This window comes from Pseudomonas sp. PDM31 (assembly GCF_019218965.1).
Lineage (GTDB): Bacteria > Pseudomonadota > Gammaproteobacteria > Pseudomonadales > Pseudomonadaceae > Aquipseudomonas.
Window position 1 is genome coordinate 82,441 of sequence record NZ_JAHUWS010000010.1, and the last position, 21,782, is coordinate 104,222.

General features: G+C 59.6%; 17 protein-coding genes. 11 read left to right on the forward strand and 6 right to left on the reverse strand.

Translation table 11 applies throughout. The features are described 5' to 3' along the window. Positions 1 to 46 precede the first annotated feature (46 nt). Both KW839_RS19900 and KW839_RS19905 read left to right on the forward strand, forming a co-directional pair. Positions 47 to 1,231 (forward strand): thiolase family protein, encoded by a 1,185-nt coding sequence (locus tag KW839_RS19900; RefSeq protein WP_218425264.1) that lies wholly within the window; start codon positions 47 to 49, stop codon positions 1,229 to 1,231. Positions 1,232 to 1,489: 258 nt separating this feature from the next. Further along, positions 1,490 to 2,452 (forward strand): DMT family transporter, encoded by a 963-nt coding sequence (locus tag KW839_RS19905; protein ID WP_218425265.1) that lies wholly within the window; start codon positions 1,490 to 1,492, stop codon positions 2,450 to 2,452. Between the two features lie 123 nt (positions 2,453 to 2,575). On the opposite strand, the gene KW839_RS19910 is transcribed toward KW839_RS19905, so the two are convergent. Beyond that, positions 2,576 to 3,970: a class II fumarate hydratase gene (locus tag KW839_RS19910; RefSeq protein ID WP_218425266.1), complete on the reverse strand. Its 1,395-nt coding sequence runs from the start codon at positions 3,968 to 3,970 to the stop codon at positions 2,576 to 2,578. A 192-nt stretch (positions 3,971 to 4,162) separates the two neighbouring features. Between KW839_RS19910 and KW839_RS19915 the strand changes: the two genes are divergently transcribed. The 7 genes from KW839_RS19915 (at position 4,163) to KW839_RS19945 (ending at position 12,165) form a co-directional block, all read left to right on the forward strand. Further along, positions 4,163 to 4,687, forward strand: coding sequence for a DUF2059 domain-containing protein (locus KW839_RS19915; protein WP_060540864.1), 525 nt, complete (start codon positions 4,163 to 4,165; stop codon positions 4,685 to 4,687). A gap of 12 nt (positions 4,688 to 4,699) precedes the next feature. Further along, positions 4,700 to 4,999 (forward strand): BolA family transcriptional regulator, encoded by a 300-nt coding sequence (locus KW839_RS19920; RefSeq protein WP_060540865.1) that lies wholly within the window; start codon positions 4,700 to 4,702, stop codon positions 4,997 to 4,999. 291 nt (positions 5,000 to 5,290) lie between these two features. Continuing rightward, positions 5,291 to 6,232, forward strand: a complete 942-nt coding sequence (locus KW839_RS19925; RefSeq protein ID WP_218425267.1) for a rhodanese-related sulfurtransferase — start codon at positions 5,291 to 5,293, stop codon at positions 6,230 to 6,232. 3 nt (positions 6,233 to 6,235) lie between these two features. After that, positions 6,236 to 6,871 (forward strand): DsbA family protein, encoded by a 636-nt coding sequence (locus tag KW839_RS19930; RefSeq protein WP_218425268.1) that lies wholly within the window; start codon positions 6,236 to 6,238, stop codon positions 6,869 to 6,871. Continuing rightward, positions 6,864 to 8,681, forward strand: coding sequence for an ABC transporter ATP-binding protein (locus KW839_RS19935; RefSeq protein ID WP_060540868.1), 1,818 nt, complete (start codon positions 6,864 to 6,866; stop codon positions 8,679 to 8,681). Before KW839_RS19930 ends, KW839_RS19935 begins: the two co-directional genes overlap by 8 nt. A gap of 184 nt (positions 8,682 to 8,865) precedes the next feature. Then, a complete protein-coding gene (locus tag KW839_RS19940) occupies positions 8,866 to 11,325 on the forward strand; it encodes an EAL domain-containing protein (protein WP_218425269.1) in 2,460 nt (819 codons plus the stop codon). A 78-nt stretch (positions 11,326 to 11,403) separates the two neighbouring features. After that, positions 11,404 to 12,165, forward strand: a complete 762-nt coding sequence (locus tag KW839_RS19945) for a TenA family transcriptional regulator (protein ID WP_256352754.1) — start codon at positions 11,404 to 11,406, stop codon at positions 12,163 to 12,165. Positions 12,166 to 12,337: 172 nt separating this feature from the next. Here the strand turns inward: KW839_RS19945 and KW839_RS19950 are convergent, their stop codons facing one another. From KW839_RS19950 to KW839_RS19970, 5 genes are all read right to left on the reverse strand, one after another. Beyond that, positions 12,338 to 13,264 carry a GGDEF domain-containing protein gene (locus tag KW839_RS19950; protein ID WP_060540871.1) on the reverse strand — a complete coding sequence of 309 codons (927 nt, stop codon included), beginning with the start codon at positions 13,262 to 13,264 and terminating at the stop codon, positions 12,338 to 12,340. Positions 13,265 to 13,619: 355 nt separating this feature from the next. Further along, a complete protein-coding gene (locus KW839_RS19955; protein WP_218425270.1) occupies positions 13,620 to 14,360 on the reverse strand; it encodes a YciK family oxidoreductase in 741 nt (246 codons plus the stop codon). 207 nt (positions 14,361 to 14,567) lie between these two features. Beyond that, positions 14,568 to 15,239 carry an N-acetylmuramic acid 6-phosphate phosphatase MupP gene (gene mupP, locus KW839_RS19960; RefSeq protein ID WP_218425271.1) on the reverse strand — a complete coding sequence of 224 codons (672 nt, stop codon included), beginning with the start codon at positions 15,237 to 15,239 and terminating at the stop codon, positions 14,568 to 14,570. 4 nt (positions 15,240 to 15,243) lie between these two features. After that, positions 15,244 to 15,942, reverse strand: coding sequence for a bifunctional 2-polyprenyl-6-hydroxyphenol methylase/3-demethylubiquinol 3-O-methyltransferase UbiG (gene ubiG, locus KW839_RS19965; protein ID WP_008065228.1), 699 nt, complete (start codon positions 15,940 to 15,942; stop codon positions 15,244 to 15,246). A gap of 58 nt (positions 15,943 to 16,000) precedes the next feature. Next, positions 16,001 to 17,335, reverse strand: coding sequence for a TRZ/ATZ family hydrolase (locus tag KW839_RS19970; protein ID WP_218425272.1), 1,335 nt, complete (start codon positions 17,333 to 17,335; stop codon positions 16,001 to 16,003). Positions 17,336 to 17,443: 108 nt separating this feature from the next. On the opposite strand from KW839_RS19970, the gene mtnA reads away from it, so the two are divergent. Together mtnA and gyrA are read left to right on the forward strand one after the other, a co-directional pair. Further along, the gene (gene mtnA / locus KW839_RS19975; RefSeq protein ID WP_060540875.1) at positions 17,444 to 18,520 is read left to right on the forward strand and encodes an S-methyl-5-thioribose-1-phosphate isomerase; all 1,077 of its coding nucleotides are present in this window, start codon (positions 17,444 to 17,446) and stop codon (positions 18,518 to 18,520) included. 427 nt (positions 18,521 to 18,947) lie between these two features. Beyond that, positions 18,948 to 21,602, forward strand: a complete 2,655-nt coding sequence (gene gyrA, locus KW839_RS19980) for a DNA gyrase subunit A (protein ID WP_218425273.1) — start codon at positions 18,948 to 18,950, stop codon at positions 21,600 to 21,602. Positions 21,603 to 21,782: the final 180 nt, after the last annotated feature.

A 21,782-nucleotide genomic window follows, 5' to 3' on the forward strand; every position in this document is an offset into this window, starting at 1 on the left:
CTTATGCTCGGTCCACTCTCAACCGACAACAACAATGAGGTATGCCATGCGTGAAGTGGTGATCGTCGACAGCGTGCGGACCGGGCTGGCCAAATCCTTTCGCGGCAAATTCAACATGACCCGCCCGGACGACATGGCGGCGCATTGTGTCGACGCCTTGCTGGTGCGCTCCGGTATCGACCCGGCCAGTGTCGAGGACTGCATCGTCGGCGCCGGTTCCAACGAAGGTGCCCAGGGCTTCAACATCGGTCGCAATGTCGCGGTGCTGTCGCGCCTGGGCATCGGCACTGCCGGCATGACCCTCAACCGCTTCTGCTCGTCGGGCTTGCAGGCGATCGCCATCGCCGCCAACCAGATCGCCTCGGGTTGCAGCGACATCATCGTCGCTGGCGGCGTCGAGTCCATCAGCCTGACCATGAAAAGCGTCAACACCGACAACCTGATCAATCCGCTGCTCAAGGAACAGGTGCCGGGCATCTACTACCCGATGGGGCAGACCGCTGAAGTCGTCGCCCGACGCTATGACGTCAGTCGCCAGGAGCAGGACTTGTACGCCCTGCAGAGCCAGCAACGCACGGCCCGGGCGCAGGCCGCCGGGCTGTTCGATGATGAGATCGTGCCGATGGCGGTGAAGTACCGCGTCGAAGACAAGGCCAGCGGCCAGGTGCAGATCCTTGAGGGCATTGTCGATCGTGATGACTGCAACCGTCCTGACACTACCCTGGAGAGTCTGGCCGGGTTGAAACCGGTGTTCGCCGAAGATGGGTCGGTGACGGCCGGCAACTCTTCACAACTGTCGGACGGCGCTTCCATGACGCTGGTGATGAGCCTGGAAAAAGCCCTGGAACTGGGGCTCAAGCCCAAAGCGTTCTTCCGTGGGTTTACCGTGGCTGGATGCGAACCGGACGAGATGGGTATTGGCCCGGTGTTTTCGGTGCCGAAACTGCTCAAGGCCAAAGGCTTGCAGGTTGCCGACATCGATCTGTGGGAACTCAACGAAGCATTCGCTTCGCAGTGCCTGTACAGCCGTAACCGGCTGGAGATCGACAATGACCGGTACAACGTCAATGGCGGTTCGATTTCCATCGGCCATCCATTCGGCATGACCGGTTCGCGCCAGGTCGGGCACCTGGTTCGCGAGTTGCAGCGACGTAATCTGCGTTACGGCATCGTCACCATGTGTGTAGGTGGCGGGATGGGGGCTACCGGGTTGTTTGAGGCGGTGCGTTAAGCCTGGATGTTCCTCGTTGTCAGTTAGATAGCCATCGCTGGCAGGCCAGCTCCCACAGGGAATTTGTGGCCGTACGCAGATTTTGTGTGCGCGGCAGATTCACTGTGGGAGCGGGCTTGCTCGCGAAGGCAGGCGCCGCGGCCTTTCACGTTACGACCCGCACAGTTTCATTCGCGGCGAGCACCCAACTGTCCCTGTGTGCCAAACGCCTCTGCCCTTAGAATGACCACTCTTGCCACTTGGGCTTTTGGGGTTCGCATGCACATTTCTTCGGGTCGCTGGGTGTACGGTCTGTTCCTGGCCTTGTTGACCGCCCTGCTGTGGGGAATCCTGCCGATCAAGCTCAAGCAAGTGCTGCTGGTGATGGACCCGGTGACCGTGACCTGGTTTCGCCTGCTGGTCTCCGGTGGTTGCCTGTTCATCTATCTGGCGGCGACCAGGCGCCTGCCTAGCCGCAAAGCCCTTGGCCCGCGCGGTGGCTGGCTGTTGCTGATGGCGGTGCTCGGCCTGGTCGGTAACTACGTGTTGTATTTGATGGGCCTGAACCTGCTCAGCCCCGGCACGGCACAACTGGTGGTGCAGATGGGGCCGATCATGCTGCTGATCGCCAGCCTGTTTGTGTTCAAGGAGAGGTTCAGCCTGGGGCAGGGCATTGGCTTGCTGGTGTTGCTGATTGGCTTCGTGCTGTTCTTCAACCAACGCTTGAGCGAGCTGTTGAGTTCGCTGACTGATTACACCGCCGGCGTCCTGCTGGTGCTGCTGGCGTCCACCGTCTGGACCTTTTATGCCCTGGGGCAGAAGCAGTTGCTGTCGGTGTGGAATTCATTGCAGGTGATGATGGTGATCTACCTGTTTTGCGCGCTGTTGCTGACGCCCTGGGTGCATCCGCTCGAAGCGCTGCAACTGAGCCCGCTGCAAGGCTGGCTGTTGCTGGCGTGCTGCATGAACACCCTGATCGCCTATGGTGCGTTCGCCGAGGCGTTGGCCCACTGGGAAGCTTCACGGGTGAGTGCGACATTGGCGATCACGCCGTTGGTGACCTTCGCGGCCGTCGCGATGGCTGCGTGGTTATGGCCGGACTATGTGCACACCGAGGCGATCAATGGTCTGGGGTATGGCGGCGCGGTGCTGGTGGTGCTGGGGTCGGCGCTGGTGGCGTTGGGGCCGTCGTTGATTGCCGGGCTCAAGGCGCGGCGTGTGCGCATGGCGGTGGGGCGATAGACCGCGTTATCGTTCATCGCTGGCAAGCCCACACAAGGTTGTGTTGATCACAATTTTTGTGAACGACACAACCTTGTGGGAGCGGGCTTGCTCGCGAAGACGGACTAGAAGGCGCTACAAGACTCAGCCCTTGGTCCCAGCCTCGAGCATATTCTCCGGCCTTACCCAGGCATCGAACTGTTCATCGGTCAGATACCCCAGCTGCAGTGCCGCTTCACGCAAGGTCAACCCTTCACTGTAGGCCTTCTTGGCAATTTCCGCTGATTTGTCATAGCCAATGTGCGGGTTGAGGGCAGTCACCAGCATCAAGCCACGCTCCAGGTGCTCAGCCATTTTCTCTGCATCCGGTTCCAGGCCGGCGATGCAATGCTGCTGAAAGTTGCTGCAGCCATCGCCCAACAGACGGATCGACTGCAGCAGGTTATGGATGATCACCGGTTTGAACACGTTCAGTTGCAGGTGGCCCTGACTGGCGGCAAAGCCGATGGCAACGTCGTTGCCCATCACCTGACAGGCCAGCATCGACAGCGCCTCGCATTGGGTCGGGTTGACCTTGCCCGGCATGATCGAGCTGCCCGGCTCGTTGGCCGGCAGTCTGACCTCGGCGAAACCTGCGCGCGGGCCGGAACCGAGCAGGCGCAGGTCGTTGGCGATTTTCATCAGGGTCACGGCGAGGGTTTTCAGCGCGCCGGACAGCGTGGTCAGCGGCTCATGCCCGGCCAGGGCGGCAAACTTGTTCGGCGCGGTAACGAACGGCAAACCGGAAAGGGCTGCCAGTTCGGCGGCGATGGCTTCGCCGAAGCCGTGGGGCGAATTCAGCCCGGTGCCGACCGCAGTGCCACCCTGGGCCAGTTCACACACAGCGGGTAATGCGCTGCGGATCGCCCGTTCGGCGTAATCCAGTTGTGCGATGAATGCCGATACTTCCTGGCCAAAGCTGATGGGGGTCGCGTCCATCATGTGGGTGCGACCGGTCTTGACCAGTTTCATATGACGGGCGGATAGCTCCGCCAGACCACCGGACAGTTCGCTGATTGCCGGTAACAGATGCTGCTGCACGGCCTGGGCTGCGGCGATGTGCATGGCCGTGGGGAAGCAGTCGTTGGAACTCTGGGAGCGATTGACGTGATCGTTGGGGTGTACCGGAGACTTGCCGCCGCGGGGGTTGCCCGCCAGTTCATTGGCGCGACCGGCGATCACTTCGTTGACGTTCATGTTGCTCTGGGTGCCGCTGCCGGTTTGCCAGACCACCAGCGGGAACTGGTCGTCGTGCTCGCCAGCGAGCACTTCGTCGGCGGCCTGTTCGATCAGCCGGGCAATATCGGCCGGCACATCCCCATTGCGATCATTGACCCGTGCCGCGGCTTTCTTGATCAGTGCCAGGGCATGCAGTACCGCCAGCGGCATACGTTCGGTGCCGATGGCAAAATTTATCAGCGAGCGTTGTGTCTGAGCGCCCCAATAGGCTTCATCGGGGACTTCCACCTGGCCAAGGCTGTCGGTTTCGATACGGCTCATCTTGCTCACTCCTGTAGGTCCGATTGCGCAGTTTAGGCCGTGCTGGACGGCCGGGGTTCCATCAATGTCGATTTGATCCATTCAACCCCTCTAATTCAGGCGCGACAAGGCTTGGGGTTGAGCGACACACTTTTTTAGGCGCAGAATGGACGCCCTTGGGGTTTTACCTCGCCTGCTAGAAAAGGAAACTCGATGACTCGTCTACGTGCCATCTGTACCGCGGTTGCACTGGTTTGCGCCAGCGGCCAGGTTTTTGCCGATACCGCCAGCCACAACGCCAGTGCCGAGGCTTTTCTGACCATGGCGCACGCTGACAAACTGGGCACTCCGGTGTACATGCAAGTTCAGCAGATGTTTGCTCAGCGTTTCGCACAGACCAAAGCCCCTGAATCGAAAAAAGCCGTACTGGAAACCTACCAGGCCAAGGCCAACGCCGCTCTGGACCAGGCCATTGGCTGGAACAAGCTGAAACCGGACATGGTCAAGCTCTACACCAGCAACTTCAGTGAATCCGAACTCAAGGATCTGGTTGCCTTCTACAAGTCGCCACTGGGCAAGAAAGTCCTGGAGAAAATGCCGCAACTGACCCAGCAATCGGCCCAGATGACCCAGGCCAAGCTGGAAAGCGCGGTGCCTGTGGTCAACAAGCTGCTGGCGGACATGACCACTGAGCTGACGCCAAAAGACGCAGCCGCGCCAGCCAAGAAAAAGCCTTAAGCGGAGTTCGGTATGACCATGCAACAACGCATCGAATCGACGCTGGGCCTGCTGCAGCCCGAGCATCTGCAAGTGCTGGATGAGAGCCACATGCACAGTCGTGGGCTTTCGTCCCACTTCAAGGCTGTGGTTGTCAGCGCGCAGTTCGAAGGCCTGAGCCGGGTCAAGCGCCACCAGAAAGTCTACGGCACGCTTGGCGAGCTGATGGACGAGTTCCATGCGTTGGCGCTGCATACCTACACGCCGGAGGAATGGGCACAGATCGATGCGGCTCCGGCGTCGCCGACCTGTGCCGGTGGCAGCAAGCATTGATGTCAAGGGCTGGAGGTCTGAGGGCTGAAGGCTGAAGGCTGATGGTTGCAGGGCTGTTGTGGTGAGGGGGCTTGCCCCCGTTCGGCTGCGCAGCAGTCGTAAATCCGGATATCTCGATTGGTCTGAACTGATGGTGGGGGGGCGCTCCGCGGCCCAACGGGGGCAAGCCCCCTCGCCACAGTCCAAATGCCTCAGTATTTTTGTTAGACTAAGCAGCGCGCCGCTAACCCGGCGCGTTTTTTTTCATATCCGGTTCACCCTTTGCGAGGGTAGCCACCTGGAGATTTACCCATGACACAACAGATTGTCGTGGCGGCACTGTATAAGTTCGTCACCCTGCAAGATTACGTCGCCCTGCGCGAGCCGCTGCTGCAAGCAATGGTCGACAACGGCATCAAGGGCACCCTGCTGATTGCCGAAGAAGGCATCAACGGCACGGTGTCGGGCAGCCGCGAAGGTATCGACGGGCTCATGGCCTGGCTCAAGAACGACCCGCGCATGGACGACATCGACCACAAAGAATCGTATTGCGACGAGCAGCCGTTCTATCGCACCAAGGTCAAGCTCAAGAAAGAGATCGTCACCCTCGGCGTCGAAGGCGTGGACCCGAACAAAAAGGTCGGCACCTACGTCGATCCGCAGGACTGGAATGCGCTGATCAGCGACCCTGAAGTTCTGTTGATCGATACCCGTAACGATTACGAAGTCTCGATTGGTACCTTCGAAGGCGCCATCGACCCGAAAACCACCAGTTTTCGCGAGTTTCCCGACTACATCAAAGCCAACTTCGACCCGGCCGTACACAAGAAGGTCGCGATGTTCTGCACCGGTGGTATCCGCTGCGAGAAGGCGTCGAGCTTTATGCTCAGCGAGGGCTTCGATGAGGTCTACCACCTCAAGGGCGGCATTCTGAAGTACCTCGAAGAGGTACCGCAGGAACAGACCAAGTGGCAGGGCGACTGCTTCGTGTTCGATAACCGCGTGACCGTGCGCCACGACTTGAGCGAAGGTGACTACGATCAGTGCCATGCCTGCCGTACACCGGTCAGCGTGGAAGACCGTGCGTCCGAGCATTACGTGGCCGGCATCAGTTGCCCGCATTGCTGGGATAAGCTGAGTGAAAAGACCCGTCGCAGTGCCATCGACCGGCAAAAGCAGATCGAACTGGCCAAGGCTCGTAACCAGCCTCACCCGATCGGCTACAACTACAAGCAAGCAACCTCCGAGGCCTGAACCATGTCCGCGCGCCTGCTCTATGTGATGGACCCGATGTGTTCCTGGTGCTGGGGCTTTGCCCCGGTAGCCAACGCACTGGTGGAGCAGGCGCAAGCTGCTGGCGTTGACGTCCACCTGATCGTGGGCGGGCTGCGTACCGGCAACGGCGCAGCGCTGGAGCCAGGCACCCGGCGTTATATCCTTGAACATTGGCGGGCGGTCACCGAAGCCACCGGCCAACCGTTCAAACTCGAAGGTGCGTTGCCTGACGGCTTTGTCTACGACACCGAACCTGCCTGCCGGGCGCTGGTGACGGCGCGCGGCCTGGCGCCGGATTGCGCGTGGACACTGCTGGGGCTGATTCAGCAGGCGTTTTATGCCGAAGGTCGCGACGTCACTCGTGCCAGTGTGCTGGTGGAGTTGGCCGAGCAGGCCGGCGTACCACGGATCGAATTTGCTGCAGCCTTCGATCGTGCCGATATGCACGCTGCAACCAATGCGGATTTCAGCTGGGTGCAGGACTTGGGCATAGCCGGTTTCCCGACCCTGCTGGCTGAGCGTAACGGTCAGTTGGCATTGTTGACCAATGGCTATCAACCGCTCAGTGAGCTGTCCCCGCTGCTCGGCCGCTGGCTGGAGCGTGCTGCCTGTGCCTGATTTGCCCGACGATAGCCCTGCAGCAAAACGTGTCGACCGCCTGAGCTGGGCGGAAATCCGCCGCCTGGCCCTGCATCACAAGAAATCCCTGTGGATCGCCAACGGCGTGGCCGTGCTGGCAACCTTGTGTAGCGTGCCGATTCCGTTGCTCCTGCCGTTGCTGGTAGACGAGGTGTTGCTGGGCCACGGTGACGCGGCGTTGAAGGTCATGAACCACGCCTTGCCCGACGCCTGGCAGAAAGCGGCGGGCTACATCGGCCTGATGCTGCTGGTGACCTTGATCCTGCGTTGCAGCGCCCTGCTGTTCAACGTGGTGCAGGCGAAATTGTTCGCGGGGCTGGCCAAGGACATCGTCTATCGTATCCGCATACGCCTGATCGAACGGCTCAAGCGTATCTCGCTGGGCGAATACGAAAGCCTGGGCAGCGGCACGGTCACGACCCATCTGGTCACCGATCTGGATACCCTGGACAAATTCATCGGCGAAACCCTCAGTCGTTTCCTCGTGGCCATGCTGACCCTGGTCGGTACCTCCGGCATCCTGATGTGGATGCACTGGAAGCTGGCGCTGCTGATTCTGCTGTTCAACCCGCTGGTGATCTACGCCACGGTGCAGTTGGGCAAGCGCGTCAAACACCTTAAGAAGCTCGAGAACGACAGCACCTCGCGCTTCACGCAGGCCTTGACCGAAACCCTCGATGCGATTCAGGAAGTACGTGCCGGCAACCGCCAGGGGTTCTTCCTTGGTCGCCTGGGGCAGCGCGCCCGGGATGTGCGCGATTATGCGGTCAATTCGCAGTGGAAGACCGATGCGTCGAACCGGGCCAGCGGCTTGCTGTTCCAGTTCGGCATCGATATTTTTCGTGCTGCCGCCATGCTCACCGTATTGTTCTCCGACCTGTCCATCGGCCAGATGCTCGCCGTGTTCAGCTACCTGTGGTTCATGATCGGTCCGGTGGAACAATTGCTGAACCTGCAATACGCCTACTATGCCGCCGGCGGAGCGCTGTCACGGATCAATGAGCTGCTGTCCCGTGCCGACGAGCCCGAATACCCGGGCGGAGTCGACCCGTTTCACGGTCGCGAAACCGTCGGGATCGAGGTCCAGGGGTTGAGCTTCGGCTACGGTGAGGAACTGGTCCTGAACCAGATGAACCTGTCCATTGCCCCCGGTGAAAAGGTCGCGATCGTCGGCGCGAGTGGCGGCGGCAAGAGCACCCTGGTGCAGCTGCTGTTGGGTTTGTACACGCCATTGGCCGGAACCATTCGCTTCGGCGGTTCGACTCAACAAGAGATCGGCCTGGAAACCGTGCGGGAAAATGTCGCCGTGGTCCTGCAGCATCCGGCTCTGTTCAACGACACCATCCGCGCCAACCTGACCATGGGCCGCGAGCGCAGTGACGAAGCCTGCTGGCAGGCACTGGAAATCGCACAACTGCACATTACAGTCCGACAATTGCCCAATGGCCTGGACAGCATCGTCGGGCGCTCCGGCGTCCGTTTGTCCGGCGGTCAGCGGCAACGCCTGGCCATCGCGCGGATGGTGCTGGCCGAGCCTAAAGTGGTGATCCTCGACGAGGCCACGTCCGCGCTGGACGCCGCCACCGAGTACAACCTGCACCAGGCCCTGGCGCGTTTCCTGAGCAATCGCACCACGCTGATCATTGCCCATCGACTTTCTGCGGTAAAACAGGCGGACCGGGTACTGGTGTTCGATGGCGGTCAAATCGCCGAAGATGGCGACCACCAGCAGCTGATTGCCGATGGTGGCTTGTACGCAAAGCTGTATGGGCATTTGCAGCAGTTGTAGCGCAGCCGGCAGGGTTTATCGATCTCCGTTTGAATACAGCAAGCCGTTGCGCACCCGAAGTTCACCACCATGGCGAATCGTCCGGGCAAGAGCTGAAGCTTGCCGGGAATGGATTCGCCACCTAGTCTAGCGATAGCAATTATCGTCCGGATGGCGATTGAGCAGTGCTAAGACAAGGGACCTCATGAATCAAACGCGGACTCTCGGAACGCCACGGTTGTTGGGCATCGTCTGGCCATTCATTGCCGTTGTGCTATTTCAGGCCCTGCTGGGTGGGGTCAGCCTTTATGTGCTGTCGGCGGTCCGTGGCTACGTTGCTGGTGAAAGCCTGTGGTCCAAGGGACAGAAAGACGCCATCTATTACCTCAACCTCTACGCTGACAGTCGCGATGAGGCAATTTTCCGCAAATATCAGAACGCCATCGCGGTGCCCCAGAGTGGTCATGAGTTGCGCTTGGCGCTGGACCAGCAACCCCCGGACATCGAGATTGCGCGACTGGCAATCCTCAAGGGTGGCAACCACCCGGACGACGTCTCCAGCGTGATCTGGCTTTACCTCAATTTTCGTCATTTCAGTTATCTGGAAAAAGCTATCGAGCGGTGGATGGTCGGTGATACCTATCTGGTCCGGCTCGAAGAAGTTGCACAGCAAATGCATCTCGGCATCAGCGCCGATCAGGCATCCGAGGCTGATATCCGGCGCTGGAAGGAGCAGATTTTCGTTATTAACGATGGCGTGACTCCAGCGGAGAAAGCCTTCAGTGACGCCCTGGGCGAAGGCTCGCGGATGATTCTGCGTCTGCTGCTGGTCACGAACCTGGCCACAGCGCTGGGCCTGATCGTATTGGCCTTGTTGCGCACCCGTAAACTGCTCAAGCAACGCCATGCTTTCGCCGATGCCCTGCAGTTGGAGAAAGACCGCGCACAAATCACTTTGCAGTCGATTGGCGATGGGGTGATCACCACGGATGTTTCAGGCGCTATCGCCTACATGAACCCGGCCGCCGAAGCGTTGACCCACTGGAAAGCCGAGCAAGCCACAGGGTTGCCGCTGGCGGCGCTGTTCAATCTGCTGGACGAAAATGCCCAGACGGATGGCTTTACCCTGATCGAACATATCTTGAGCGGTCAGTTGAGCGGTGGCAGTGACCATTCCCGGCTGATCCAGCGCCTGGACGGCAGCACGGTGGCGGTTACCCTGGTGGGGGCGCCGATCCTTAACGCGGGTAAAGTCAGCGGCACTGTGCTGGTGCTGCACGACATGACTCAGGAGCGGCAGTACATCGCCAATCTGTCCTGGCAGGCGACCCACGACGCCTTGACCGGGCTCGCCAACCGTCGCGAATTCGAGTACCGCCTGGAGCAGGCGCTGCACAACCTGACACGGCACGCCGGACGCCATTCGCTGATGTTCCTGGATCTGGATCAATTCAAGCTGGTCAACGATACCTGCGGTCACGCGGCGGGTGATGAGTTGCTGCGACATATCTGCGCGCTGTTGCAATCGGGTCTGCGTGAAGGCGATACCCTGGCCCGGTTGGGCGGCGACGAGTTTGGCATCCTCCTGGAAAACTGTGCGCCAGAGGCCGCGGAAAAGATTGCCGAGAGCCTGCGCCAGACTGTGCAGAACCTGCATTTCGTGTGGAAGGGGCGTTCATTCGTCACCACCGTCAGTGTCGGGCTGGTGCATGTTACGCAGATCCCGACAACGCTCGAAGCTTCACTGCGTGCTGCCGACATGGCCTGCTATATGGCCAAGGAAAAGGGGCGTAACCGCGTTCAGGTCTATTACCCGGACGATTCGGAGTTGTCCCTGCGTTTTGGCGAAATGGCCTGGGTACAGCGCTTGCACATTGCGCTGGAAGAGGACCGCTTCTGCCTGTACGCCCAGGAAATCGCACCCTTGGGCCATACCGAACACGGCAGTGGACATATCGAAATCCTGCTGCGCCTGCATGATGAAGCCGGGCGCATGATCCTGCCCGACAGTTTCATTCCAGCGGCCGAGCGTTATGGTCTGATGAGTTCCCTTGACCGTTGGGTGGTAGAGAACGTGTTCAAGATCATTGCCCAGTGTCAGGCCGAGCAGAGCGCGGCGGCGCTGGCCATGTGTGCGATCAATCTGTCAGGTACGACCATTGGTGATGAGGCCTTTCTGGACTTCCTCCGTGAACGGTTTGTCACGTACTCGATTCCCCCTGAAATGATTTGTTTTGAAATTACTGAAACCAGTGCAATTTCAAATCTTGGCAGCGCTATCAGATTTATTAATGAACTCAAAAGCTTAGGCTGCCATTTTTCGCTCGACGACTTTTGTGCCGGAATGTCCTCGTTCGCGTACCTGAAACATTTGCCTGTAGACTTCCTGAAGATCGACGGGAGTTTCGTAAAGGATATGCTGGACGACCCGATTAACCGCGCCATGGTCGAAGTGATCAATCACATCGGTCATGTCATGGGTAAGCGTACGATTGCAGAGTTTGTCGAAACGCCTCAAATCGAGCAGGCATTGCTGGAAATCGGGGTGGATTATGCTCAAGGGTATGTCATTGAACGCCCGCATCGGTTTACCTGCGATAGCTTGCTAAGTCGTCCTGCCAGGCCCCAGCCTTTGTTGTTCAAGGCCCCTGGCACGCTCCGTTGAAGTCTCTTGTCGATCTGAACAATCACAATCAAAAGGAGCTCGACAGTGATCGACACATTCAACAGAACCGGACCCCTCATGGAAGCTGCAAGTTATCCCGCCTGGGCCCAGCGCCTGATACAGGATTGCAGCGAGAGCAAACGCCGGGTAGTCGAACACGAACTGTATCAGCGCATGCGAGACAACAAGCTCAGTGCGAGGACCATGCGCCAGTACCTGATCGGTGGCTGGCCGGTGGTAGAACAGTTCGCGTTGTACATGGCACAAAACCTGACCAAGACCCGCTTTGCCCGTCATCCCGGTGAGGACATGGCGCGGCGCTGGCTGATGCGCAACATTCGCGTCGAATTGAATCACGCCGATTACTGGGTGCACTGGAGTCGTGCCCACGGTGTCAGTCTGGAAGAACTGCAGGCGCAACAGGTGGCCCCGGAGCTTCACGCCCTGAGCCATTGGTGCTGGCATACCAGTTCGGCCGATTCGCTGATCGTTGCCATTGCCGCCACCAACTATGCCATCGAAGGGGCCACCGGTGAGTGGTCGGCGGTGGTCTGTTCCAACGGCGTCTATGCGGCTTCCTTCCCTGAGGAAGATCGCAAGCGCGCGATGAAATGGCTGAAGATGCATGCCCAGTACGATGATGCCCATCCCTGGGAGGCGCTGGAAATCATCTGTACGTTAGCTGGCATGAACCCGAGCAAATCCCTGCAAGCGCAATTGCGTCAGGCCGTGTGCAAGAGCTACGACTACATGTACCTGTTTCTTGAACGTTGCATGCAGTTGGAGCACTCGGAGCGAACGCCGCTCGCTCGTGAGCGCATGGCACTGGCCGAAGGCTGATTCAATGGCTGGTTGATGTAGGAGAAACTGTGGCGAGGGGGCATGTGTGGCGAGGGGGCTTGCCCCCGTCGGGCCGCGAAGCGGCCCCAAAACACTGTTCCTGGGGGCTACTGCGTAGTCCAACGGGGGCAAGCCCCCTCGCCACACATTGATTATTTGCTGGACTAATCGATCACCCAGCCATCGCCAACCGGTTGCGCCCCTCGCGCTTTGCCACATACAGCGCGCTATCGGCTCTTCGCAGCAGGCTGTCGGCAGACTCACCGGGCTGCAGGGTCGAGCAGCCGAGGCTGACGGTCAGTTCGATCGAGTTGCCTTCGGCCAGATAATGCTCGGCCTCAATGGCAAACCGCAGGCGTTCGCCGACCATGGCCGCTGACTCCCGGGTGGTGTTGGACAGAAGAATCAGAAACTCCTCGCCGCCGTAGCGGAACACCATGTCCACGTTACGCAACTGGTGCTTGATCGAGGCAGCAACCGCCTTGAGCATGTCATCGCCAACGCCGTGGCCATAGCTGTCGTTGATTCTCTTGAAGTGATCGATATCGAGCATCAACAGTGAGAGCGGTTGCAGGTGGCGCCGTGAAAGCTCGGTTTCCCGTAGCAGCGTCTGATCCATGGCGATGCGGTTGCCAATGTCCGTCAGTGGATCGCGCAAGGCACTTTGGGTGGCGGTACGGTAGAGCAAGGCATTGCGCATCGGATACAGCAACGCCGCCAGCAAGGACTCAAGGTTTCCCTGTTCCTGCTCATCGAAACGCCGATTGCGACGAAAGACCAGCTCGCCCAGATGCTCGCCCTCATGGCTCAAGCTGTAGCTGACCGAGTGGTGGCCGCGCTCGCCGAACTCCAGGCGCAGGTCGCAGCTATTGTGCTGATAGCTCAGAGCGTCGAGGGGCACCATTCGCTGAATTTCCCGATAGAAAATTCCGAGAATGCGTTGCGGCTCGAGACTGGTTTGCAGTTGCATGCTCAATTGTTGACGCAATTGCGCAAGGCTGAGGGGCCTTTCCAGAAGGGGAGATTGCTGACCAAAGCCCAGGCGTTGCAATTTGGCGCTATCGAAGTCAATTGCATTGGTCTGGGAAGGTGTTTTCATAAGGCGTGCGCCCCTAAGCGGTAAGACAGTCTTACAAGCTGGGTGAGAGCGGCTATGGGCTGCGCGTCGTACTGGTCCATCAGTCCCGTAGGACATTTCGTACAAGTTTAATCTGCTTTGTCGAACATGAGTAACTATCGACGTAAACGACGCCCACCTGCTTTCACGTTGCATGTTGAGCAATTTTAGAGCGAAAGGCGTGTCATTCAGTTCAGTTTAATAAAAGTCGTTATTAATCAATCTATTAAAGAGTCATTAACTTTGACGATTGGGCTGGCAGGGGGGAGTACTTGATTGAACTTGCGTTGAGTGTCGCGAGGGCAGGCCGGCGCGACACTCAACGCAATACGCATATCTACTGTGCGTTGAAAGCCTGGCCGTTGATGCCTGTGCTGTCTGGTCCCATCAGGTACAGGTACACGGGCATGATCTCTTCGGGCGTCGGGTTGTTCAGCGGGTTTTCCCCTGGGTAAGCCTGGGCACGCATGCTGGTGCGGGTGGCTCCCGGGTTGATGCTGTTGGAACGCACTGGCGCCACGGTATCGACTTCGTCAGCCAGGGTCTGCATCAGACCTTCAGTGGCGAATTTGGAGACGCCATAAGCGCCCCAGTACGCACGCCCCTTGCGACCGACGCTGCTGGAAGTGAACACCACCGAAGCATCCTGAGACAGCTTCAACAACGGCAGCAGGGTGCTGGTGAGCATGAACATGGCGTTGACGTTGACTTGCATGACTCGCATGAAGTTTTCGCCGGAGAGCTGTTCGATCGGCGTGCGCGGGCCGATGATCGATGCGTTGTGCAGCAAGCCGTCGAGATGTCCGAATTCACTTTCGATCATCGTTGCCAGCTCATCGTATTGATGGGGCAGGGCGGTTTCGAGGTTAAACGGAATGACCGCCGGTTGTGGATGGCCGGCGGCTTCGATTTCGTCGTAGATCTGGGTCAGGTTGGCTTCGGTCTTGCCCAGCAACAGCACTGTAGCGCCGTGGGCTGCATAGGTTTTCGCAGCGGCCGCGCCAATGCCGCGACCAGCGCCCGTGACCAGGATGACCCGGTCCTTGAGCAATTCGGGGTGAGCGGAGTAATCAAACATAAAAAACCTCACAACAATTCAGTAGGCAGGCAACGCGCTCATGGCGAGGAAGTTCCTGTGGCAAGGGGGCTTGCGGCGAGGGGGCTTGCTGTGGCGAGGGGGCTTGCCCCCGTTGGGCTGCGAAGCGGCCCCAAAAAACTGGGACTACTGCGTAGTCCAGCGGGGGGGCAAGCCCTCTCGCCACAAAGCACCCTGCAATCAGTACGCTCAGCAACCACAAAGCGCGCTATCAAGCACCTTGCGCAACTCGAGCGGATGATCCACCACCACATCCGCGCCCCAATGCCGCGGGTTATCGTCCGGGTGTATATAGCCGAAGGTCACGGCGGCGGTCCTGGTACCCGCATCACGCCCCGACTCGATATCGCGCAGGTCATCGCCGACGAACAGCACGCTGGCCGGGTCCAGGTCGAGCATCTTGCAGGCCAGGATCAGCGGCTCCGGATCCGGTTTGCTGTTCTTCACATGATCCGGACAGATCAGCAGCGCCGAGCGCTCGGCCAATCCCAGCTGCTGCATGATTGGTTCGGCGAAACGCAGCGGCTTGTTGGTGACCACGCCCCAGATCAGATTGGCCTTCTCGATGTCGGCGAGCAATTCCCCCATGCCGTCGAACAACTTGCTGTGGACGGCGCAGCCAACGAGGTAGCGCTCCAGAAACTCCAGGCGCAGTTCCTCGAACCCCGGCGATTCCGGGTCCATGGAGAAGGTCACCGCGACCATCGCCCTGGCGCCGCCCGAAATCTCGTCGCGGATGTGCTTGTCGTTGATCGGCGGCAAGCCGCGGTCGGCACGCATCGCCTGACAGATCGCAATGAAGTCCGGCGCGGTGTCGAGCAGGGTGCCGTCCATGTCGAAAAGAACTGCTCTGATTCGCATCGGCTTACTCCTCGCGCAGGGTCTGGATCATGTAATTGACGTCCACGTCGGATGCCAGTTTGTAGTGCTTGGTCAGCGGGTTGTAAGTCAGGCCGATGATGTCCTTGACAGTCAGGCCGGCCATGCGACTCCAGGCGCCGAGCTCGGAAGGACGAATGAATTTCTTGAAGTCGTGGGTGCCGCGTGGCAGCAGCTTCATGATGTATTCGGCGCCGACAATGGCGAACAGATACGCTTTCGGGTTGCGGTTGATGGTGGAGAAGAACACCTGGCCGCCGGGCTTGACCATGCGGAAGCAGGCACGAATGACCGAGGACGGGTCCGGTACGTGCTCGAGCATTTCCAGGCAGGTGACCACGTCGAACTGCTCGGGCATTTCTTCGGCCAGGGCTTCGGCGGTGATCTGCCGGTACTCGACGTTGACGCCCGACTCCAGCTGATGCAGTTGCGCGACCGCCAGGGGTGCTTCGCCCATGTCGATGCCGGTTACCGTTGCGCCGCGCTGGGCCATGGCTTCGCTGAGAATGCCGCCACCGCAACCGACGTCGAGAACTTTCTTGCCGGCCAGGTTGACCCGCTCGTCAATCCAGTTCACCCGCAGCGGGTTGATGTCGTGCAGTGGTTTGAATTCGCTTTCACGGTCCCACCAGCGATGAGCCAGGGCCTCGAATTTGGCGATTTCGGCGTAGTCGACGTTGCTCATGGTTTAAATCCTCGAAAAACTTGAAAAATCCTGTTGCCCCGATGTTGAGGTCGGGTGCTTACGATTCGGTACGACCGCTGATGCGCTGGCCCCAGCTCTTGGCGGTGGCGCAGAGCTGTTCTTCATCAAGCCGCGTCAGGCGACGGTCGTCGAGCAATTGCTTGCCAGCGACCCAAAGGTGTTTCACGCAGTCCCGGCCAGAGGCATATATAAGCTGCGAAACCGGGTCATAGACTGGTTGCTGGGCCAGGCCGGAAAGGTCGAATGCCACCATGTCGGCAGCTTTACCGATCTCCAGCGAGCCGACCTCGGCTTCCATGCCCAGTGCGCGGGCGCCGTTGAGGGTGGCCATGCGCAAGGCGCGGTGGGCATCCAGCGCAGTGGCGGAGCCGGCGACAGCTTTGGCCAGCAAGGCGGCGGTGCGGGTTTCGCCGAGCAGGTCCAGATCGTTGTTGCTGGCCGCGCCGTCGGTGCCGACAGCCACGTTTACCCCGGCTTGCCACAAACGTTCGACCGGGCAGAAACCACTGGCCAGCTTCAGGTTCGACTCCGGGCAATGAATCACATTGGTGTTGCTTTCGACCAGCAGCGTCAGGTCTTCCTCGCTGATCTGGGTCATGTGAACCGCCTGAAAGCGCGGCCCCAGCAAACCGAGGCGGGCAAGTCGGGCCAATGGGCGCTCGCCGCGCTGTTCGACTGACTGTTGCACCTCAAAGGCGGTTTCATGCACGTGCATGTGGATCGACGCATCCAGTTCCTCGGCAATTACCCGGATTTTTTCCAGGTTTTCATCCCCTACGGTGTACGGTGCGTGAGGCCCGAAAGTCACTTTGATGCGTTCGTGGTGCTTGAGATCGCCGAACAGCTCGACGCCCTGACGAATGGCGTCGTCCGCCGTGCTGGCTCCCGGTATCGGGCAATCGAGGATCGGAATGGCGATTTGCGCGCGGATGCCGCTGTTATGCACGCGTTCGCTGGCAACTTTCGGGAAAAAGTACATGTCAGAGAAGCAGGTGATGCCACCTTTTATCTGTTCGGCGATGGCCAGGTCCGTGCCATCACGCACAAATGCCTCGTCGACCCATTTGGCTTCCGCCGGCCAGATGTGGTTCTCCAGCCAGGTCATCAGTGGCAGGTCATCGGCCAGGCCACGGAACAGCGTCATCGCTGCATGCCCGTGGGCATTGATCAGGCCGGGGCTGAGCAACATATCGGGAAGTTCGCGGATTTCGGTTGCATTGAGCTTCAGTGCAGCGGAACGTGGTCCGATAAACACAACGCGCCCATCACGGATGCCTACGCCATGTTCCTTGAGGACGACACCAGCGGGTTCGACGGGTACCAGCCAGGTCGGCAGCAATAACAAGTCGAGCGCAGCGGCAGTGTTCGGCATCGAGGGTTGGTTCCAGTGCTTTTGTAAAGGATGGCGAAGTATACCCGAGCGTCTTCGCGGGGGGATCGCTATAATCGGCGGCTTTTGTTACTGAGTACGGGGTGAGGGATGCGCGATCGACTGTTGGCTGCAGAGAAAGTGAAGGCCATCGATTGGCGTGACGGCGCTCTTTATCTGCTGGATCAGCGTATTTTGCCTTTCGAGGAAACCTGGATTGCCTACACCGACGCAGCCGGTGTGGCCGAGGCCATTCGCTCGATGGTGGTGCGCGGTGCGCCGGCCATTGGCATCAGTGCCGCGTATGCCATGGTGCTGTCGGCTCGCGCGCGGATTGCCGAGGGCGGTGACTGGCAGGCTGCGTGGGAAGAGGATTACGCATTGCTGGCCGACTCCCGTCCAACGGCTGTGAACCTTTTCTGGGCCTTGAGTCGCATGCGCGACCGCCTGGATCGCCTGAAGGAGGATGCAGATCCGCTGGCGGCGCTTGAGGCGGAGGCCGTCGCCATTCACGAAAGTGATCGCGAAGCCAACCTGACCATGGCGCAGTTGGGCGTGGACTTGATCCGCAAGCATCAGGGCAATGCCCAGGCATTCCTGACCCATTGCAATACCGGCGCGCTGGCTACCGGTGGTTTCGGCACGGCACTCGGAGTGATACGCGGTGCGTTCATCGAGGGCATGGTCGAGCGCGTTTATGCCGACGAAACCCGTCCCTGGCTGCAAGGTTCGCGATTGACGGCGTGGGAATTGGCCAACGAAGGCATTCCCGTGACCCTCAATGCCGACTCCGCCGCAGCGCACATCATGAAGACCAAGGGCATCACCTGGGTTATCGTCGGCGCTGACCGGATAACCGCCAATGGCGATGTGGCCAACAAGATCGGCACCTATCAGCTGGCCGTCAATGCCATGCACCATGGTGTGCGTTTCATGGTGGTGGCACCAAGTTCGACCATCGACATGAACCTGGCCAGCGGTGACGACATTCCGATCGAAGAGCGAGACGGGCGCGAGCTGCTGGAAGTCGGCGGCAAGCGTGTGGGTGCTGATGTCGATGCGTTCAATCCGGTATTTGACGTGACTCCGGCGGATTTGATCGATGCCATCGTCACGGAGAAAGGCATAGTCGAGCGTCCGGATACGGCGAAGATGGCGCAGTTGATGTGCCGCAAGCGTCTGCATTGATTGGCCGTGGCGTTCGAAAGGACGCCATCGCCAGCAGGCTGGCTCCCACAGGGTTTGTGGTCACCGCGGATCAAATGTGGGAGCCAGGCTGCTGGCTATCAGGGGCTGAAAGTCAATAAACATCCGTAATTCTGCTCCGAATTCGGCATTCGCAGCAGCTCTAAGCCCCTCTGATCCCCGTCAAGCCTGTCACCGGTCAACTTACTATGCTCCATGCGCATCTGGGGGATAGGTGCGTGGCGGCTCTTGTGATAACATCCGGCGGTTTCCAGGGTTGTCCTATGGGGCAACCTTTACTGCGCAGATCCTTGGCATAACTCGTTGATTTGTCGTAAGTCGGTGCATGGCACTCAGCCTGCATCGGCGAGCTTCGTTCGTCCCATATGGATGTGACGAAGTTTCACCAGAAAAAGGAATCAGGCTTCTCATGGGCGAACTGGCCAAAGAAATCCTCCCGGTCAATATCGAAGACGAGCTGAAGCAGTCCTATCTCGACTACGCGATGAGCGTAATCGTCGGGCGGGCACTGCCGGATGCGCGCGATGGCTTGAAGCCCGTGCACCGGCGCGTGCTGTTCGCGATGAGCGAGCTGGGCAACGACTTCAACAAGCCGTACAAGAAATCTGCCCGTGTTGTCGGCGACGTGATCGGTAAGTATCACCCGCACGGTGATACCGCGGTGTACGACACCATCGTTCGGATGGCGCAGCCATTTTCCCTGCGCTACCTGCTGGTAGACGGTCAGGGCAACTTCGGTTCCGTGGACGGCGACAACGCCGCAGCCATGCGATACACCGAAGTGCGCATGACCAAGCTGGCGCACGAACTGCTGGCCGACCTGCATAAAGAAACCGTGGACTGGGTGCCGAACTACGACGGCACCGAAATGATCCCGGCGGTCATGCCGACCCGTATTCCCAACCTGCTGGTCAACGGCTCCAGCGGTATCGCCGTGGGCATGGCGACCAACATCCCGCCACACAACCTCGGTGAAGTCATCGATGGTTGCCTGGCACTCATCGACAACCCTGAGCTGACTGTCGACGAGCTGATGCAATACATTCCCGGTCCGGACTTCCCGACCGCTGCGATCATCAACGGTCGCGCCGGCATCATCGAAGCCTACCGCACCGGTCGCGGACGCATTTACATGCGCGCCCGCTCGATGATCGAAGACATCGACAAGGTCGGTGGTCGCCAGCAGATCGTCATCACCGAGCTCCCTTACCAGCTCAACAAGGCGCGTCTAATCGAAAAGATCGCCGAGCTGGTGAAAGAGAAGAAACTCGAAGGCATCACCGAATTGCGTGACGAGTCCGACAAGGACGGTATGCGCGTCGTGATCGAGCTGCGTCGCGGCGAAGTGCCTGAGGTCATCCTCAACAACCTCTACGCCCAGACCCAGCTGCAAGCGGTATTCGGTATCAACATCGTTGCGCTGATCGATGGCCGTCCACGCATCCTGAACCTCAAGGACCTGCTGGAAGCCTTCGTGCGTCACCGTCGCGAAGTGGTTACCCGTCGTACCGTGTTCGAACTGCGCAAGGCGCGCGAGCGTGGTCACATTCTTGAAGGTCAAGCAGTAGCCCTGTCGAACATCGACCCGGTCATCGCCCTGATCAAGGCATCGCCAACCCCGTCGGAAGCCAAGGAAGCGCTGGTCAGCACCCCTTGGGAATCCTCGGCCGTGGTGGCGATGGTGGAGCGTGCCGGTGCCGATTCGTGCCGTCCGGAAAACCTCGATCCGCAGTACGGCCTGCGCGAAGGCAAGTACTTCCTGTCGCCGGAGCAGGCGCAAGCCATTCTGGAATTGCGTCTGCACCGCCTGACCGGCCTGGAACACGAAAAGCTGCTGGCCGAGTATCAAGAGATCCTCAACCAAATCGGCGAGCTGATTCGCATCCTCAACAGCGCCACGCGCCTGATGGAAGTGATCCGCGAAGAGCTGGAAGTGATCCGCGCCGAATACGGCGACGTGCGCCGCACCGAAATCCTTGATGCCCGTCTCGACCTGACCCTGGGTGACATGATCCCGGAAGAAGAGCGCGTCGTGACCATTTCCCACGGTGGCTACGCCAAGACCCAGCCATTGGCTGCGTACCAGGCCCAGCGTCGTGGCGGTAAGGGCAAGTCGGCGACCGGCGTCAAGGACGAGGACTACATCGCTCACCTGCTGGTAGCCAACAGCCACACCACGCTGCTGCTGTTCTCCAGCAAGGGCAAGGTGTACTGGCTCAAAACCTATGAAATCCCTGAAGCGTCCCGCGCTGCCCGTGGTCGTCCGCTGGTCAACCTGCTGCCGCTGGATGACGGTGAATACATCACCACCATGCTGCCGGTCGAGGAATACACCGAAGGTCATTTCATCTTCATGGCCACCGCCAACGGCACCGTCAAGAAGACCCCGCTGGAATCCTTCAGTCGTCAACGCAGCGTCGGTCTGATCGCGCTGGAGCTGGACGAAGGCGACGTGCTGATTTCTGCTGCCATCACCGATGGCGAGCGTGAAGTCATGCTGTTCTCCGACGGCGGCAAGGTAACGCGCTTCAAGGAATCCGACGTCCGTGCCATGGGCCGTACCGCCCGCGGTGTTCGCGGCATGCGTCTGCCGGAAGGGCAGAAGCTGATTTCGATGCTGATTCCGGAAGAAGGCAGCCAGATCCTCACGGCTTCGGCCCGTGGTTACGGCAAGCGTACGGCGATCACCGAGTTCCCTGAGTACAAGCGTGGCGGCCAGGGCGTTATCGCCATGGTCAGCAACGAGCGTAACGGCCGTCTGGTCGGCGCTGTCCAGGTGCTCGATGGCGAGGAGATCATGCTGATTTCCGACCAGGGCACCCTGGTGCGTACCCGTGTCGACGAAGTGTCGAGTCTGGGTCGTAATACCCAGGGCGTGACCCTGATCAAACTGGCCAACGACGAGACGCTGGTCGGTCTGGAGCGGGTTCAGGAGCCGTCGGAAGTCGAGGGTGAAGAGCTTGAAGGTGAAGAGGGTGCAGTGTTCGACGGTGAGGTCGTGATCGACGATGTTGCCCAGGACCAGCAACTCGACGCCGCTGCTGACGAAGAACCGCAGGAATAAGCAGGAAAGCAGGGGGCGGATGAAAATTCGCCCCCTTGTTGTTTGTCCGGTATGAAATGTCGACGCCTATGATCCCTTGTGGGTGCCGGGCTTTTGTGGCGAGGGGGCTTGCCCCCGTTCGATTGCGCAGCAATCGTAAGCCGATCACTGTCGTCTCATGCGAGGCTGCGGTGACTGGTT